The sequence below is a fragment of the uncultured Sneathiella sp. genome (assembly GCF_963976355.1).
In the GTDB taxonomy this organism is placed as follows: domain Bacteria; phylum Pseudomonadota; class Alphaproteobacteria; order Sneathiellales; family Sneathiellaceae; genus Sneathiella.
In genome coordinates this window covers 630,981-648,361 of sequence record NZ_CAXBKA010000001.1, presented here as the reverse complement: position 1 = coordinate 648,361, position 17,381 = coordinate 630,981, and the positions used below count along the sequence as shown (strand labels likewise).

Annotated in this window: 17 protein-coding genes and 1 tRNA gene; 11 read left to right on the top strand and 7 right to left on the bottom strand. The window is 50.7% G+C overall.

Going from position 1 to position 17,381, the window contains the following annotated elements; genetic code table 11:
* Positions 1–195 precede the first annotated feature (195 nt).
* Positions 196–1,008 (top strand): fatty acid desaturase, encoded by an 813-nt coding sequence (locus tag AAC599_RS03115; protein ID WP_340148938.1) that lies wholly within the window; start codon positions 196–198, stop codon positions 1,006–1,008.
* A 21-nt stretch (positions 1,009–1,029) separates the two neighbouring features.
* Positions 1,030–1,827, top strand: coding sequence for a PhnD/SsuA/transferrin family substrate-binding protein (locus tag AAC599_RS03110; protein WP_340148937.1), 798 nt, complete (start codon positions 1,030–1,032; stop codon positions 1,825–1,827).
* On the opposite strand, the gene AAC599_RS03105 is transcribed toward AAC599_RS03110, so the two are convergent.
* The 3 genes from AAC599_RS03105 to AAC599_RS03095 are packed head-to-tail and all read right to left on the bottom strand — an operon-like array spanning position 1,824 to position 4,352.
* Complete coding sequence (locus tag AAC599_RS03105) at positions 1,824–1,934, bottom strand: DUF2474 family protein (RefSeq protein ID WP_340148936.1); 111 nt, start codon at positions 1,932–1,934, stop codon at positions 1,824–1,826. The genes AAC599_RS03110 and AAC599_RS03105 overlap by 4 nt on opposite strands.
* Positions 1,935–2,948 (bottom strand): cytochrome d ubiquinol oxidase subunit II, encoded by a 1,014-nt coding sequence (cydB, locus tag AAC599_RS03100; protein ID WP_340148935.1) that lies wholly within the window; start codon positions 2,946–2,948, stop codon positions 1,935–1,937. It abuts the gene before it with no gap.
* Positions 2,949–2,957: 9 nt separating this feature from the next.
* Positions 2,958–4,352 (bottom strand): cytochrome ubiquinol oxidase subunit I, encoded by a 1,395-nt coding sequence (locus AAC599_RS03095; RefSeq protein WP_340148934.1) that lies wholly within the window; start codon positions 4,350–4,352, stop codon positions 2,958–2,960.
* A gap of 249 nt (positions 4,353–4,601) precedes the next feature.
* Between AAC599_RS03095 and AAC599_RS03090 the strand changes: the two genes are divergently transcribed.
* Together AAC599_RS03090 and AAC599_RS03085 are read left to right on the top strand one after the other, a co-directional pair.
* On the top strand, positions 4,602–5,462 hold the full coding sequence (locus AAC599_RS03090; protein ID WP_340148933.1) for a DMT family transporter: 861 nt from the start codon (positions 4,602–4,604) through the stop codon (positions 5,460–5,462).
* 135 nt (positions 5,463–5,597) lie between these two features.
* On the top strand, positions 5,598–6,485 hold the full coding sequence (locus tag AAC599_RS03085) for an EamA family transporter (protein WP_340148932.1): 888 nt from the start codon (positions 5,598–5,600) through the stop codon (positions 6,483–6,485).
* A gap of 43 nt (positions 6,486–6,528) precedes the next feature.
* On the opposite strand, the gene AAC599_RS03080 is transcribed toward AAC599_RS03085, so the two are convergent.
* Together AAC599_RS03080 and AAC599_RS03075 are read right to left on the bottom strand one after the other, a co-directional pair.
* Complete coding sequence (locus tag AAC599_RS03080) at positions 6,529–8,427, bottom strand: TRAP transporter fused permease subunit (protein WP_340148931.1); 1,899 nt, start codon at positions 8,425–8,427, stop codon at positions 6,529–6,531.
* A 73-nt stretch (positions 8,428–8,500) separates the two neighbouring features.
* Entirely contained in the window at positions 8,501–9,493 is a 993-nt protein-coding gene (locus tag AAC599_RS03075; RefSeq protein ID WP_340148930.1) for a TAXI family TRAP transporter solute-binding subunit, read from the bottom strand.
* Positions 9,494–9,689: 196 nt separating this feature from the next.
* Here AAC599_RS03075 and AAC599_RS03070 point away from each other — a divergent pair, with 196 nt between their 5' ends.
* The 3 genes from AAC599_RS03070 (at position 9,690) to AAC599_RS03060 (ending at position 12,232) form a co-directional block, all read left to right on the top strand.
* Positions 9,690–10,475, top strand: coding sequence for an IclR family transcriptional regulator (locus AAC599_RS03070; RefSeq protein WP_340148929.1), 786 nt, complete (start codon positions 9,690–9,692; stop codon positions 10,473–10,475).
* Positions 10,476–10,482: 7 nt separating this feature from the next.
* Positions 10,483–11,685 (top strand): CoA transferase, encoded by a 1,203-nt coding sequence (locus tag AAC599_RS03065; RefSeq protein WP_340148928.1) that lies wholly within the window; start codon positions 10,483–10,485, stop codon positions 11,683–11,685.
* Positions 11,686–11,836: 151 nt separating this feature from the next.
* Positions 11,837–12,232: a hypothetical protein gene (locus AAC599_RS03060; RefSeq protein WP_340148927.1), complete on the top strand. Its 396-nt coding sequence runs from the start codon at positions 11,837–11,839 to the stop codon at positions 12,230–12,232.
* Positions 12,233–12,741: 509 nt separating this feature from the next.
* Here AAC599_RS03060 and AAC599_RS03055 read toward each other — a convergent pair.
* Together AAC599_RS03055 and AAC599_RS03050 are read right to left on the bottom strand one after the other, a co-directional pair.
* Positions 12,742–13,536 carry a hypothetical protein gene (locus AAC599_RS03055; RefSeq protein WP_340148926.1) on the bottom strand — a complete coding sequence of 265 codons (795 nt, stop codon included), beginning with the start codon at positions 13,534–13,536 and terminating at the stop codon, positions 12,742–12,744.
* Positions 13,537–13,962: 426 nt separating this feature from the next.
* A tRNA-Ser gene (locus tag AAC599_RS03050) sits at positions 13,963–14,052 on the bottom strand.
* 239 nt (positions 14,053–14,291) lie between these two features.
* Here AAC599_RS03050 and rplU point away from each other — a divergent pair.
* From rplU to proB, 4 genes are all read left to right on the top strand, one after another.
* Positions 14,292–14,816 carry a 50S ribosomal protein L21 gene (gene rplU, locus AAC599_RS03045; protein ID WP_340148925.1) on the top strand — a complete coding sequence of 175 codons (525 nt, stop codon included), beginning with the start codon at positions 14,292–14,294 and terminating at the stop codon, positions 14,814–14,816.
* A 5-nt stretch (positions 14,817–14,821) separates the two neighbouring features.
* Positions 14,822–15,079, top strand: coding sequence for a 50S ribosomal protein L27 (gene rpmA, locus AAC599_RS03040; protein ID WP_288904789.1), 258 nt, complete (start codon positions 14,822–14,824; stop codon positions 15,077–15,079).
* Between the two features lie 116 nt (positions 15,080–15,195).
* Positions 15,196–16,260, top strand: coding sequence for a GTPase ObgE (obgE, locus tag AAC599_RS03035; protein ID WP_340148924.1), 1,065 nt, complete (start codon positions 15,196–15,198; stop codon positions 16,258–16,260).
* Positions 16,248–17,372: a glutamate 5-kinase gene (gene proB / locus AAC599_RS03030; protein WP_340148923.1), complete on the top strand. Its 1,125-nt coding sequence runs from the start codon at positions 16,248–16,250 to the stop codon at positions 17,370–17,372. Before obgE ends, proB begins: the two co-directional genes overlap by 13 nt.
* The last annotated feature ends 9 nt before the right edge of the window (positions 17,373–17,381 follow it).

Sequence of the window (17,381 nt, the reverse complement as noted above, 5' to 3'; positions counted from 1 at the left end):
TTTAAACTTAAGTTTTATAATAACATAAAAATTCGCGAACTGTCGCATTGTATATTTCCTGCCACAGCTGTCATAATTTTGCCACAAATTTTCAAGGCGAAAGGACAGTAGTTAGTGTTATTGCGTGAACGACAGGAAATCCGGACTCTGGGATTAATCCTATTGTGCTTCGGGGTATGGGGAGTTCTTCTGTTTGTGCCAACTATTTTGCCAGGCTGGCTCACAGCGTCCCTGCTTGTCCCGGTGGTTGCCTTTCATTCCTCACTCCAGCATGAATGCATCCATGGCCATCCATTCTCCGACAGCCGCTTCAATGATCTGCTCATTTATTTTCCGGTTGGAATTTTTCTTCCATATCCAAGGTTCAAGGAAAATCACCTAACGCATCACCAACGCGCCCGCATTACCGATCCGGTCGAGGATCCGGAAAGCTGGTATGTTGCAACGAATAAGTGGGAAGAGCTTGGCGGCATTACCAAGGCGCTATTGAGGTTAAACAACACCTTGATCGGACGGCTTCTCATAGGTCCGGCGCTAAGTATCTATACGCTGCTCAAAGCAGACGCGAAGAGTATTTTCCGCGGTAATCGTCGCATTCTTTCAATCTGGATTATCCATCTTCTGCTTTGCGTTATCTTTCTCGGCGTACTCTCGCTCTATGGCTCATTGCCCGTTCTTGCATATCTGGTTTCGACCTATTTTGGTATGTCCGTCCTGATGATCCGGACGTTTCTGGAGCATCAGGCACACCCGGACCGCCGGGTCCGTTCCGTTCTGATTGATGATCAGGGCGTATTGCGCTATTTATTCCTGAACAACAATCTTCATGCAGTGCATCACGCCTTTCCTTCCGTTGCGTGGTACCGGTTACCAGGCCTTTTCCGTCTTCATGAAAGCCGCTTCCTTGAGATGAACCAGGGGTATTTTTATAAAAGCTATCTCGACGTGATCCGAAAATATGCTTTTGCCCGCAAAGAACCGGTGGCCTTCCCTCTTGATCCACTTTGATCGCGTGCGCAGACTGATCAGATGAACAATCCCATAGCGCTCCTGCCGATGTATGATTGGCCGGAAGTCCATGACGCAACAAATGAATACTGGAATACCCTTCGTGAGGCTCTTGCGGAGCAGGGTTTTACCCCGCCAGAATATCTGTCTCGTCCTGACGATCCTTTTCCTCTCTGGCGAAGCCCGCAGCTTTTGATTGCGCAAACATGCGGTTTGCCATTTGTGGATCATCTTTCGGCTGACGTTTCCCTGATTGGCACGCCAGCCTACGATATCGATTGTGGCGCGGGTTCCTATTACAGCGTTATCGTCGTGCATAACGACAGCGGCATTGAAACCTGTGCTGATCTCGACGGCGCTGTATTTGCCTATAATGATCCATTGTCACAGTCCGGAGCGGCAGCCTTTTTCTCCCATTTCCACGCCTCCGGCATTCCGTTAAATAAAATCGCCAGATTTGAAAGGGTTATGTCTCACCGAAATGCAATTCAACAGCTATCCGAGAGGAAAGTCGATGTCGCCGCCATCGATGCGGTCACCTGGGAACTGGCCATGCGCCATGAGCGCGCCACGGGATGCTTACGCATCATCGGCCAGACGCTTCCAACGCCGGGTCTTCCCTATATCACAACCCGCCGACCCAAAGCCGAAGTTGACCGGATTCACCGTGCCGTTGTCGAGGCAATAGCTTCCCTGCCCGGCTCTATTCGGAATGATTTGTTATTAACCGGCTTCGCTGCGACAACACCGGCAGACTACCAATTTATCAAAAACAGATATGATATGGTCCGCAGTACCATGAACGCCTGTCTCACTTAAGAGGGCATCAGGACCAGACGGATAAGCATAGCGACTGCCCCGAGCACCAGAACACCCGCCGCCCATAAAGCGACAAACCAGAGCAGCTGCCGCAGTCGCCGGGGCATTTAGTGATATCCCTCATTTTCGCCGACTTTTCCTCGAAACACCCAATAGCTGTACGCCGTATAGCAAAGGATGATCGGGATAAGAAAAGCCGCGCCGACGAGCAAAAAGCCAAGGCTCTTGTCGGGCGCTGCAGCTTGCCAGATGGTAAGATCGGGCGGGATCATGCGCGGATAAAAACTGATGCCGATACCGATGTAACACAGCACAAAGATGCCATGGGCCGCGAAGAAGGGTCGGATATCCCTTTTCTGTTTCAGTCCATAAAACAGAACAGCGGCACACCCCGCCATCAGGAAAGGAACAATAATACTGTAGACGAGATTGGCGCCTTCGAACCAGCGGTAATGATATTCCGCATCAAGGAATGGCGTTGCGATACTGACGACGCCCACAAGTGCCAGCGTTATCAGACCGGTAATCACGGCATATTTCCGCGCCATATCCTGCAACTCACCTTCCGTTTTCATCACGAGCCAGGTGGCCCCCAAAAGAGCATATCCAAAGATAAGTGAAATGCCTGTCAGAATGGAAAACGGAGTCAGCCAGTCAAGCCGGCCGCCTGCATAGCTGCGATCAACAATTTCAATCCCCTGTATCAGCGTGCCCAAACATACGCCTTGAGCGAATGCGGCAAGCAGGGAACCGAAAGCGAATGACCAGTCCCACCAAACGCGATACTTGCGTGAAACCCGCCAGCGGAACTCAAACGCCACCCCGCGAAATATCAGGCCCAGCAACATGGCGATGATCGGCATATATAGAGCCGGCAAAACCACGGAGTAAGCCAGCGGAAACACTGCCAGTAAACCACCCCCGCCAAGCACGAGCCAAGTCTCATTCCCGTCCCAGATCGGGGCAACGGAGTTCATCATGATATCGCGATGGCCCGATTTTTCCGGTGCCAGCAGGAACAGAGCGCCAATTCCAAGATCGAAGCCATCAAGCGAGACATAGGCAAGAATTGCGAATGCAATGAGTGCAGCCCAGATGAGAGGTAAATCAATTTCCATCATTATCCTCCCTCAGGTCCTTGACTCATCGATATTGGATGACGCGCTCACCATGCCCACTGCGCGTTTCAGTGTTTCCATCGTCTCGGGTGTTTTCTCCGGTGTTTTTGCCATCAGCCGCAACATGTAATAGACCCCGACACCGAACAAGGTAAAATAGACAGCAATAAAAGCGAGCAATGTTGTCCCAACCTCGGCGGCGACGAGAGGTGAGGCGCTCTCGGAGGTTCGCAGCAACCCGTAAATGGTCCAGGGTTGCCGTCCGGCTTCCGTCGTGATCCAGCCACATAATACGGCAACGAATCCGCTGGGCCCTGCCAGAGTAACCGCCCGTGCAAGCCAGCGGTCTTCGTATAGCTCGCCTTGATATCGTCGCAGCAGACTCCACACGCCTATGGCAAGCATGATAAACCCGATACCGACCATTATCCGGAATGTCCAGAATATCAGAAATGTATTCGGCCAGTCTTCCTTCGGAAAAGATTCCAGCCCCTGCAATTCCCCGTCCCAGCTATGCGTGAGGATCAGTGAGCCCAGTTTAGGCACGGAAATCGAATACAGAACTTCCGCCTTCTCGTTATCGGGAATGCCAAACAGAATGAGCGGCGCACCCGTTACGTTTTCATAATGTCCTTCAATTGCGGCAATCTTTGCAGGCTGATGTTCCAGCGTATTGAGACCGTGCTGATCCCCGGCCAGTATCTGCAACGGCGTGACAACTGCGGCCATCCACATGGCCATGGAAAACATCAGCCGCGCATGTGCATTCGCCTTGTCTTTCAGAAGATGATAGGCGCCAACCGCACCAACCACAAAGGCTGTCGTCAAATATGCCGCCAGAACCATATGCACCAGGCGGTAAGGAAAGGACGGGTTGAAAATCACGGCGATCCAGTCATCTGGGATGAATTGACCTTGCGCATTCATCGCATGACCGGCAGGCGTCTGCATCCAGGAATTAACAGACAAGATCCAGAAAGCCGAAAACAGCGTTCCCGCGGCAACCATCAATGTCGCGGTGAAGTGAAGCTTCGGGCCAACGCGTTTCTGCCCAAACAGCATGATGCCGAGAAAACCGGCCTCAAGAAAGAACGCCGACAGAACCTCATATCCCATAAGCGGGCCGATGACCGGCCCTGCTTTATCCGAGAAAACAGACCAGTTTGTGCCGAACTGGTACGCCATCACCACACCCGAGACAACGCCCATGCCGAAGCCGACCGCGAAAATAGTTTTCCAGTAGTTGAAGACCTCCATATAGCGGTCTTCTTTCTTCCAGAGCCAAAGCCCCTCAAGAACGGCAAGATAGCTAGCAAGTCCAATGGAAAAAGCCGGAAAAATAATGTGAAAAGATACGGTGAAGGCGAATTGTATTCGCGCCAGGTCCAACGCACTGATATCAAACATTATGCCCTACAATCCTTCCGTTCATTCCTTGACAGATTAGCATTCACTGCGGGAATGTCATGCGTTTTAAGTGACATGCGGCATTTCACCGCTCACTCTGCCAAGAAGTACTCTATGAGCTAAACTTGCCGCGCCGTTTCTGGTCGTTTGTCAGCTTCGACTATTTCATTGAATTTTCTTACAGCATATACATTATCGCCCATACCAAACTTCCGCCTTCGACAATAATCACCAATCAAGAGGAAGATCATGAACCCAAAAGATACGGCGATTTGGCTTTGCCTTGCGTGGCTTTGGGGCAGTTCCTTTCTGGCGATTGGCATTGCGGTCGAGACGGTTAGCCCTGTAGATGTCGTCGCAGGGCGGATGGGAATCGGCGCTGCCTTCCTCATTCTCATTTTGCTGCTTGGCAAGGGGTCACTTAAAATGGGATGGCGCGGATGGCTAATTGCCACGGCCGTTGGCCTTACGGGGAATGTACTGCCATTCCTGTTGATCAGCTTTGCTGAGCAGCGTGTGGATAGCGGGCTTGCCGCCCTTATCATGGGGATCGCGCCCGTCGTCACACTCGTTTTAGCGCCACTCGCCCATCATGAAGAAACTCTCGGGAGACGGAAAATTGTGGGCGCACTTGTCGGTTTCGGCGGGGTAGGCCTCCTTGTCGGGCCCAGCGCATTTGATGATATGGGGTATGAAACCCTTGCCCAGCTTGCCTTGTTGGGTGCCGCCTTTTGCTACGCCTTTACAGCATTGTTCTCCCGCCGCTTTCCGCATGAAAAGCCAATGCAGACAGCCGCGGCATCAGTTCTTGTCGGTGCCCTGTTCATCGGCATCATCAGTATGGCAAATTGGCAACCGCAAACGGCTTCGCTTGGTTCACTATTGGCTATTCTTTATTTGGGAATTGGGCCGACGGCTCTCGCGGCAGCGATTTATTTCTATCTTATTCCCCGCATCGGTGCCGGTCGGCTGCAACAGGTGAACTACGTTGTCCCGATATTGGGCACGCTACTCGGAATCTTTATTCTGGGAGAGCAGCCAAGCCTTAATACATGGATTGCCATTCCCTTCATATTGGCCGCTGTCTATATCGTCACAAGAAAAGCATGAATTAAAGGCATTTAATCACGATCCCCTCTATCGCCGATCACATTCAGTCTTTATGATAGGATTAAAAGACCAGCTCTGCTCACGCGTTGAAAGTATCCCGATGCTCCCCGCCAAGTTTCCTTGCTGATTTCGCCAGTGTCATCAGACCCTCAAAATAGCGCGGCCTCCCTGCGTAACAATAATCTGACCGGAATATTCTGGATGATCCTTTATACGCTCTCGATGTGTGGGATGCATGCGTCGGTAAGGCATGTGTCGGAGAGTCTTCATCCATTCGAAATCGCCTTTTTCCGGCTTGTATTCGGCCTCCTTGCTATCCTTCCTTTTTTTTTCCGGCACGGATATGGAATTCTTAGAACAAGCCGTCTGCCCATGCATATCCTGCGCGGCGTTATCAACGCCGGATGCATGATGGGCTTTTTCTATGCCCTTTCTATTGGTCCGTTGGCCCGTGTTACAGCACTTGGCTTTACCGCGACACTTTTTGCAATCGTTCTGGCTGTCTTCTTTTTTGGGGAGAAGGTCGGGCTGAAACGGTGGACAGCAATCTTTATCGGCTTCGCTGGCACCCTTGTCATAGTTCGACCCGGGTTAGCTCACGTTGGCATCGAGAGTATTGTAACCTTGGGCGCCGCCTTTGGCTGGGCTGTCTGTATGATTATCATAAAGGAGCTCGGCAAGACAGAGTCCGCCGCGACAACGACTGCCTACATGTCCATTACCATGGCCCCGATCATATTGATCCCGGCGCTTTTCGTCTGGACCGTGCCGACCCTCCATGATTACCTATGGCTGATTGCGATCGGGATTTCGGGGAGCCTGGGGCAATTTGCGATGGCGAACGCCCTTAAGTTCGGGGAAGCGCCAGTCGTCCTCCCAATTGAGTTCTCCCGATTGATTTGGATCTCCATCATTGCCTATTTCGCCTTTGGCGAGGTTCCGGATATCTACATATGGATCGGCGGTGGCATGATCGTCGCGGCGACGACCTACACCACCGTCCGCGAAAGCAAGCGGAAATAGCGATGATTTCGGATATATTCAATCCAATAACATAATAGCAGTGTCAACTCACTACTGCGTCTGAGACGGCCATGCGTTTTTGTCGAAGCTGCGACAAGAAAAGCAGCACAGCAAATGCTGCTCCTAGAATGAAAAAGAATAATTCAAATTCTGCAGAGAGGATATTCCGGCACAGAGCATAAGTAGCACAGGCACCGACTGCAACAAGTCCAAATATCCAATCGCGCCTGCTAAAGCGAACTGCGCCGGTCCCATACAGCAATGCCGTTCCTGCAGCCAGTACGATAAAGATAGCCACAATGGACAGGATGGCATTGAGCATATCCGTGCTCTGCAACGTCATAGCCGGATTGAAAACAATCAGGAACGGGATGATAAAACCGGCAAGTGATAACTTGAAAGCTTTCATTGCTGTCGCAAAATAGTTGGCTTTCGCGATCGCTGAAGCTGCCAGCGCCCCCATGGCAACCGGTGGCGTTACAGCAGAAATAATAGCGAAGTAGAAACAGAAAAAATGTGCCGCCATTGTCGGAACACCCATCTTGATAATCGTGGGAATGGCCACGAGAGCGACAAGGCTATATGCCGCCACAGGCGGAACACCGCATCCTAGGATGAGAGAAACAATCATCGTCAACAGCAAACCCATAACAAGATTTCCCGCACTGAACAGTTCCACAAGACCGGCTATTTTACCACCAAGTCCGGTCGTTATAAGTGTCTGTGAGATCAAACCGACAATACAGAGGGAAACACCAATTTGAGCTCCGACAACAGCCCCCTCAGTCAGAAATTCAAGATACTCCGCAGCCTTCGGTCTACCGCCGGACCGGAAGAAACTTAGAACAATGACTGTACAGATCGCCCAAAAAGCCGCATAGGAAGGGCTGAAACGAAACAGAAGTAAACCTGTCAGGACTCCTACGGGAATAACAAACATTGGAATACCACGAGCGATTACCGACCAGTTCGGCATTTCGCGCGGCGCCTTGATACCCGCCGCAGTCGAGGCAAACTGTACGGAAAGCATTACACCTACATAAAAAAGAATCGCGGGAATAAGGCCCGCAATCATAATATCGGTGTAGGGGACGCCGACAAAAAATGCCATCAGGAATGCGGCCGCCCCCATCACTGGGGGCATTAATTGACCACCGGTCGAGGCAGTCGCCTCGATTGCACCTGCCAAGGGCGCGGAATAACCGGCCCGTTTCATGTAAGGTATCGTAAAGGCACCCGTAATGGCGACATTCGCGACCGCTGCTCCGGACACCATGCCGATAAGGGAGCTTGAAACAACGGCCGTCTGGCCAGGCCCTCCCGCAATGCGACGCCCAACCAGCTTTCCAAGTTCATACAGAAAATCATTAATGCGCAGGAGCCCCATCATACTTCCGAAGACAACAAACAGAAATATCTGGTTCGCCGAGATTGAAAGGAATGTCCCGTAAATGCCAGAAAATCCAATTGACAGATAGGATATGACATATCCGAGCGGAAAGTTTCGATGGTAGAGAGGACCTCCAAGATAATGACCAAACAGGAAATAGGCGACAAAAACCAAAGCAACAATAGGCAGAATCCAGCCCCAGGCCTGCCTGGTTCCCTCAAATGCCAAAATGATCATTAAAATGCCAACGGCGACATCCGTTGGGGCAGGAAATCCGACGTTCTGTTCCAGTGTATCGAGATTGATATACACATATGCCGTAACAAACATACCGCAGGCAAAAAAGGCTAGATATATCAAACGCCGAACCGGGCTGGCGGAAGAACGAACAACGACGAGAAAGGTCAGTCCGAAGATAAAGGCAAGATGCACTGTCTGATGCTCAATGCTCCCCAACAGAATTCCATATGCGCTGAGCATATGATATGCAACCATCGCCAAAGCAACGACGTAAACTGCAATTCTGATAGTACGGTCAAACCCCTTGTCCATAAAGGACCTCCCCAACTTCATAGTCATCGACCCTCGCTAGTATTGCCAGCGAGGGTCGTAGATATTGTCTTGATTATTTAAGGCCTGCTTCTTTATATGCGCGAAGCGCACCAGGATGAATCTTGGAAGGATCAACACCGTAGGCGAGCGACTCACGAGACATCAATTGGCCCAATGCATGATATTCCTTAAATGTGCCAACATTCTCGATAATCATTTTTGTGATCTGGTAAGCAGTCTCTTCCGGCATTTCCGGATAGGCACCCCATGCGATTGGATCGAAGAACCCCGGCATATCTGCAGTAACACCATCAATCGCACCTTCAGGGATAGTAATCTTGTTAATCCCGACACCGGCCGCAATGGTTTTCTCAACGGCCTCTTCGCCCCAAGGGATATGATAAAGTGTCTTGCCACTGCCGACAACGGTTAGAGTTTGCGGACTTGCTTTGAAAGTCTTGTTAATCGGGTCGGCATACCCGCCAATAATAGCGGCATCCACAGTCCCGTCCAACAATGCCTGCGCGGCTTGCTTGGTGCCGAGATACTCAATATCAATTTGTCCGTCCAGACCCCAGCCATGTTTAATGATTAACTCAGGTTCAATCGTCCAAAGAATCTGTGGCGGGCGACCTAGCCCGACACGTTTGCCGACAAGATCTTTCGGTTCTTTGATATTTTCGTCCAACGTAGCCAGCCAGACTGAACCCAACAGATAGGTTGCCATCAATTTTGGTGCTGGTGTCGGCTCATCGAAAGGCTTTAATCCATTTTCAGCAAGATATGCCAGACCGGATGTGTAGGGCGTAAGCGTCTCGGGTTTACTTCCCGGATCCGCCTTCAATTGTTTCAGATTAAACACCAACCCCGGACTTTCCGCAGCAACCACCTTGACCTTTGCGTCCGTCTTTTTTGAAATCTGCTCCATAGCGCCGCTCAAAGCGTTGCTTCCCGTTCCAAATGGTCCGGATGGGATATTAATGGGATTGTCATCCGCATGTGCCGACGACACGGCCAAAGTCAGTAATATCGCTGAACTTGCAAAGATATGTTTCAGAAGCTTCATATTCTCCTCCTCCTAGGATTACTGCGTTAGTTTTAAGCTAGCGCATTATTCTTATTGTTTCATTATTTGAAATGAAATATCTTATATTGAAACAATATCCTGAAATGGCTATGGTAGTCAAGAACCATCAAGTCATGTCATACAATTGCGCGAACCTAAGCCGGATGAAGCGATTTACAATTTGGGAGAAATCATCGTGAAGCCGCCGAAGAAATATCCGACACAATATTTGCAGACAGTCAGCCGCGCTGTCGCCGTTTTAAGAGCCTTCAACGGCGGCACGCGAGACATGTCGCTTAAAGAACTGACAAATGAATTGCAGCTTAATAAGGTCACAACGTTCCGGCTTGCCCGCACACTTGTTTATGAGGGCTTGCTAAGCCAGGACCCGCAAAATGATCGTTACTCCCTTTCCTTCGGCTGTCTTGCCCTTGTTGACGCCATGCTGGATCGCAACAGCCTGGCGGAAATCTCGAGAAAACATTTACGCAAAGCGCGTGACGAGACGGGAGAAACGGTGACCATTCTTGTTCGCGAAGGTTGGGATCGTGTCGTTATCGCGAGTGAACCAAGCTTCCAACCCGTCCGTTATGTGATGGAAGTCGGCCGACGCAACCGCCTTTATCTGAGCGGATCCGGTGCCTGCCTTGTGTCCGGTATGGATTCGGAGGAGCTGGAAGCTCTTTGTTTGTTTATGGAAAACGATCCTCCTTCAAAGGAGTATGGATTGACCAAGCGAGTGCTACTGGATCGACTGGAATTCATAAAGTCTTTCGGCTGGGGTACGGCTCAAGGAGAATGGGCGGCGGAAGCGGCGGGTGTTGCAGCTCCCGCCTACGACAAAAATGGAAAAGTATTCGCCGCCATCGCAATCGCCATGCCTAAAGGACGGTACAACAAAGAAAATATCGAAAAATATGCGCCGGCGGCCATCGAGGCTGCAAAGCTAATTGGCGAAGAATTTGACGCCATCAACAGATAGGAAACCAATGAACGAAAACCCACAACTTCTATCAGGACTTAAAATACTGGATCTGGCAACCATGCTGGCGGGCCCGATGGCCTCTTCACTTCTCGCAGATTTTGGCGCAGATGTTGTCAAAGTGGAGCTTCCGGGAAGTGAAGATCCGTTACGCGCGCTTCCTCCTCACAAAGATGGCAAAGCCCTGTGGTGGAAAGTGACGAACCGCAACAAAAAAGGCATAACCCTTGATGTTCGCACACCAGAGGGGCGTGAACTCCTTCTCGACGTCATCAGCAACTTTGATGTTCTTGTAGAAAATTTCCGTCCGGGCACACTCGAAAAATATGGGCTAGGGCCCGATGTTCTTCAGGACCGCCATCCGGGTCTTGTAATCCTACGCGTCTCCGGATATGGCCAGACCGGTCCTAACGCGACGAGTCCCGGCTTCGCACGCGTCGCAGAAGCCTTTTCCGGATTTACCTATCTCTGCGGATACGAAGATCGAAGCCCGATGCATATCGGCTTCCCGATTGCCGACGCCACCACTGGTATATTCGGGGCACTCGGAATCATGATCGCATGTTGGAATAAAGCGAAGAATCCTGACGCACCGGGCGAGATTATCGACCTATCACTCGTGGAGTCCATGTTTCGCATTCTCGAGTTCCTCCCAATCGAATATGACCAGCTTGGACATGTCAGGGAACGCTCCGGAAACAGAAGCCAGTACGCCTCCCCCAGCAACATATATCAATCCAAGGATGGCAAATGGATCTCATTAAGTGCTTCAGCCCAATCGATTTTTGAAAATTTTGCCCGACAAATGGGTCGGCCAGAACTGATTACCGACCCACGGTTTGCAACCAATAAAAAGCGGGTCGAACATGCTAATGAACTTGACGAAATTGTCGGCAAGTGGTTTTCAGAAAGGACGCAATTGGCAGCAATAGAAGAGATGCGCTCCGGACGCGTTGCAGGTGGTCCGGTATTCTCAATAGAAGATATATTCAATTCAGCGCAGTATCGCGCCCGCGAAGCCATTATTGAAGTCGATGATCCAGAACTCGGGCCGGTTGCCATGCAGGCTGTCACGCCAAAATTTGCCCGAATGCCAGGCAAGGTTAACATAACCGGCCCACTACACGGACAGGATACAAATGCCGTACTCAAGTCACTCGGGATCAGTGAAGATCATATTGCCGATCTTAGAAGCAAAGGCGCAATATAAGAAATTCCATATGATGGTTTCGCCTATCTTGGCCAACAGCAACAGCACAATGGCTGCCTTCAGGCTTAACCTGATAGAACTCTATATAGTTGTGGACTTGTTGGCTCTTACAGCCTAACATACCGTTCTATGTCATATGTTTCGAGCGTCCATGTTGAGTTTGCAAAGTACAGTAATGAAGAATTCAAACACTCGCCATGCGCTCAGTACATTATTGCTGTCGATCCGCTCCAGGAGACGCACGCAATCTGCATTTGAAAATGATGTGCAATGGGAGATAGCGCTTTTTGTGATCGAATCTTCTCTCCAAGGGAGGTCAATTGATGTCAGTGGCCTTGCGCATGTCACCGGCAGAGCAAGAAATACAATCACTGTACAAGTAGGGGCAATGGAAAAAGAAGGACTTCTAAACTCACTGACAGATAGCAAGGATCAGCGTCGAAAGGTTTTTCAACCAACCGAGAATTTGTGGAGTGAGTTTGACTCTTTTGCCAAAGCTGTGACGCCTGACATTGCACGCGCGAGCTATAAATTACAGGTCACTTGAAATTTTTTTGATATTTTTTTCAAGTATGCGCAATTTTAAACACATTTAACCTTGATAAACGCATTTACTTAATTCAACATATCGTTGAACTAGTAGAATGGGCGTTATCGATAGTGCATCAACCACTGGAAATTCAAACGAGCGTCTGGGCCACCCAGGACTATTCCATCGAGGAAACTCAAGTTACGCTTGAGAGCGCAACCTCGCTGTGCCAAGACATCAATAACCTTATTGGTTATTTGTACACAAGTGATGAGTTAGGTGTCGCCAGCAAAATACCTCCGATGGAGGTATTTAGAAGCCGTTTTCCGGACATACTCTTCCATCGTATTGATGTGAACCATGAAAATGCATTCGCATTCAAGGTACTTGAGTATGACAACCGGACTCAAATGCATAATTACACAAATTATAAAGGGCTGATCCTAGGGGATTGGGAAGACCAGTTATCGAGAGACGCCATTACATCGGCCTATACATTCCCGCAGATTTCCGGTCTTCCCCGCCTATCAATGGTGACTAAGAGCCATTTCGACTCGCGGCGGTACACTCACCTGATTTGGCCTCTGCGCGAGAAAGGCAAGATCACAGAGTTGCTTGTCGCCGCCCGTTATCAGGACATCGTTGTCCCGTCTGGCATTCCTGAGGGAGGAACGCAAGTCAGTCCAGACGAAGAAAGCCTTCCGTTTATCCTCCGTGGGAGGGAAATATTCCGTTCCGTCAAAACAAAGCTCGGATCCGGCATGCCCATATACGCGAAACGTAAATCCGTTGCCATGAAGATCCGCCAGATTATGGGAGACTATGAAGTCAATGCCCTGGTCAATTGATATGAGCGCAACCAAGCGCGGCAGAGCCCAGGAAAGGCCGGATTTCCGATGATCCTTTCGAACGCACAAGCCGCCACGATACAGTATGGCGCCCCGCATAGCAAAACTCGATGGCAGAGACAGCCTCAACCGATGATGATTAGGGGTGTCAGCCCAGACATGCCCGGTCCGCATAAGTTCGACGAAGTCTTCCGTATCAAATCGCCGCGCCGCGATAACGGCACAGACCTCATTCTCGCTGTTCGTCGCCTCAATCCAATAGCTGTCCGATTGATCGCACACCGCAGGATCAAATGTCGGCATCACAACGGTATGACTAGGGTCCATTGCAGCGCGGGCGTGCGCCCACCCGTCCATATCATATCGGATACTGTACTTGAAACCGCTCCGGTTCATCGCTTTTACGATTGGACGCATCATGTCAACGAGGTGACCGGACCGGCATAAATCTGTCGTGTATTCAAACTTTTTCATTTTTAACCCCTTTGGTTGGTTGGTTAGGTGAAAAAGTATAGAACAAGTTGGATTTAACGACATCGCGATGAGGAAGATTTTAACCTTATCGAAATTGGGGATAGTAGCCAGGACAGGCACCAGGTAATGACTACTATCCCCAGCCCCGCTGCTTTATTTCCAAAGCTAAAGCGGCGGGGCAACCCTATTTGATCTTGCATGACATGCAGGGATGTGGGGGAACTAATTGGTGTCAGGTTAAAGCAATAATGTCAATCTATCGGGTCGAATTTTAGAAACTTATATATTAATAAATCATCAGAAATACGTGAAATTGCGAACAAAACTGCCTTAGAAAAAAGGAACCGTCAGCTCGTTTTGAACACTTAATTTCATCGATAAGAGCATCAATTAATCTTATATAACTATAAATATAACTCGGGAAAGTGGCGGTCGGTGAGAGATTCGAACTCTCGAAGGGCTTGCACCCTTACCGGTTTTCGAGACCAGCGCATTCAACCACTCTGCCAACCGACCGCATTTAAAAAGAGCCTTTTGAGTCATCTTAAACCACCCAAAACTGCTCTTCGTCACAAGGATCAGGCTTGTAACGCATGGGTTATTGCGGCGCAAGCGTAGAATCAGGTAAAAACTTTAATACAAGGCCTGAATCATGTTGACTTCACCCGGGCCATGGATATATTGCGCCCTTCAATCACGGTGCGCTAAGAAATCGGTCTTTGCGGCCTGTTAATTATGTTCGAAACGGATCAGCCATGTTTGCAGTGATCAAAACCGGCGGCAAGCAATATAAAGTCGCCAAAGATGATGTTATCAAGGTAGAGCGCCTCGCAGGCGAAGCTGGCGATAATGTACAGCTGGATCAGGTTCTGGCAATCTCTGGTGATGACGGCGCCCTTTCCGTTGGCGCTCCTCTCATCGAAGGTGCTATCGTCTCCGCCACGCTTTTGGAACAGGCGCGCGCCGATAAAATTGTCGTTTTCAAGAAGAAGCGTCGCCAGAACTACCGCCGCAAGGCAGGTCATCGCCAGGACCTCACGGTGCTCCGGATAACCGACATCGCAGCAAAGGGCGCGAAGAAAGCGGCGCCGAAAAAGGCCGCTGAACCCAAAGCTGAAACTGCTTCGAAAACGGAAAAAGCTGAGGACGCGCCGAAGAAAACGGCACCGAAAAAGGCCGCTCCAAAGAAAGCAGCGCCGAAAAAGGCCGCGACACCGAAGAAAGAAACCGCAAAGAAAGCGGCGCCGAAGAAGACCGCCGCCAAGAAAACCGAGGAGTAAGCTAAATGGCACATAAGAAAGCTGGCGGTTCATCCCGCAACGGTCGTGACTCAGCCGGTCGCCGCCTCGGCATCAAGAAATATGGTGGCGAAAAGGTAATCCCGGGAAATATTATTCTGCGCCAGCGCGGCACCAAATGGTACCCGGGTGAGAATGTTGGCATTGGCAAGGATCACACCATCTTCGCCGTTACCGATGGTAATGTTAAATTTACCAAGAAAAGTGGCGGAAAGATCTATGTATCCGTAGAGCAGCAGGCATAACGCCCGCCTCCGACGGTTAAAAGATTTGAGAAGGGGAATGGTCCGGCCATTCCCCTTTTTTATTTTGAAATCTTGCGGGCAGTGTCCCGTCAAACTAGGCAACAGACGGCAGCGAAATGAAATTCCTCGATCAGGCCAAGGTATATCTCCGTTCCGGTAATGGCGGGCCCGGTGCGCTGAGTTTCCGGCGTGAAAAATTTATTGAGTTCGGGGGACCCAACGGCGGTGACGGAGGGCGTGGCGGCTCGGTCATTATTGAATGCGTCGAGGGGCTGAATACCCTGATCGACTACCGATACCAGCAGCATTTCAAAGCCAAAAACGGCGGTCATGGCATGGGACGCGACCGTAGTGGCGCGGCGGCAAATGATATCGTCATGAAAGTCCCGGTCGGCACCCAAATTCTCGAAGAAGACAATGAAACACTCATTGCGGACCTTACTGAAGTCGGGCAACGAATTACTCTTTGCAAAGGCGGAGACGGGGGACGCGGCAATGCCGCTTTCAAAACCTCGACAAACCGCGCACCCCGCAAATTCGAACCAGGGTGGCCCGGAGAAGAGCGCTGGATCTGGCTGCGCCTGAAACTGATTGCCGATGTCGGGTTGATCGGGCTGCCAAATGCCGGCAAGTCGACCTTCCTGAGCGTCACAAGCCGGGCAAAGCCGAAGATCGCCGATTATCCCTTTACAACCCTTGTCCCACAGCTTGGCGTAGTCGCTGTTGGATCGCGTGAGTTTGTGCTTGCTGACATACCGGGCCTGATTGAAGGAGCATCGGAAGGAGTAGGCCTTGGACATCGTTTCCTGGGGCATGTCGAACGCTGCCGGGTCCTTTTGCATCTGATTGATGCAACGGCAGACGATGTTGTCGAATCATACAAGACAATTCGTAACGAACTTGCCGCATATGACGATGATCTAGCAGGCAAAGACGAGATCATCGCACTTAACAAGATGGACTCGGTGACAGATGATGAGTTGAAGGCGAAGGTAAAATCACTCCAGAGCATCTCGAAGAAACCGGTGCATGCCATTTCGGCCGTGATTGGCGAGAATGTCGAACCCCTGCTCTTCGCGCTTCTGAAGATTGTAGACGTCAGCAAAGTCGCCGAAAAGGTAGAACAGGAAGCGGAAGAACAATCAATTGCTGGAGAAGAGCCGACCACATGGCAACCCTGATCAGCAGATTCACAGGCGCGAAACGTGTAGTTATTAAGATTGGCTCGTCCCTGCTTGTTGACAGCAAGAACGGGCGATTGCGCCGCGACTGGCTTATTGCTCTTAGTCAGGATATCGCGAAAATGCGCCGCCGCGGTCAGGAGGTCCTCGTGGTCTCAAGCGGTTCAATCGCATTGGGACGCCATATATTGGGATTGAAAAACTCGCCCCTGCGACTTGAAGAGAGCCAGGCAGCCGCGGCTACCGGTCAAATCCAGCTCGCTCACGCCTATCAGGAAATTCTTGCGCTTGAAAATATTCCGGTTGCACAGATTCTGCTCACGCCCGGCGATACCGAAGAACGTCGCCGTTACCTAAACGCCCGGAGCACAATTACCACCCTCCTCTCTCTCGGCGCGCTACCTGTCGTGAACGAGAATGATACAGTCGCCACGATCGAAATCCGCTATGGCGACAATGACCGCCTTGCAGCCAGAGTTGCTCAGATGATTACGGCAGATTGCCTGATCCTGTTAAGTGACGTGGATGGGCTGTATACGGCAGATCCGAAAAGCGGTGCAGGCGCCCAACTAATCCGCGAGGTGTCCGAATTAAGTGATGACATTCTCGCGATGGCAGGCAAGACGAAAACCGATGTCGGCCGTGGGGGGATGGAGACCAAGCTCAAGGCGGCGCAAATTGCCATGGCCGCAGGATGCAACATGTTTATTGCCAGCGGCACGATCCTGCATCCCCTGCAGGCACTTGAAGATGGCGCCAACAGTACCTGCTTTATTGCCCATGATACACCCCGCAAAGCGCGCAAGAAATGGATTGCGGCAAGCCTCTCTTCCCGTGGCCGCCTTGTCATTGACAAAGGAGCGGAAAGAGCACTCAAGTCCGGCAAAAGCCTGCTGCCTGCGGGGGTCATAAAAGTTGAGGGACCGTTCGAGCGCGGGGACCTCGTAATGGTGACGAACAGTGAGGGACAGGATCTTGGCCGTGGACTTGTCGCCTATTCTTCGGAAGACGCCGAATGTATCATTGGCCATAAAAGTGGTGAGATCGAGGAAATTCTCGGCTATTCTGGCCGCAATGAAATGATTCATCGTGACGAACTTGCGTTAAACTAAATCCCAGGA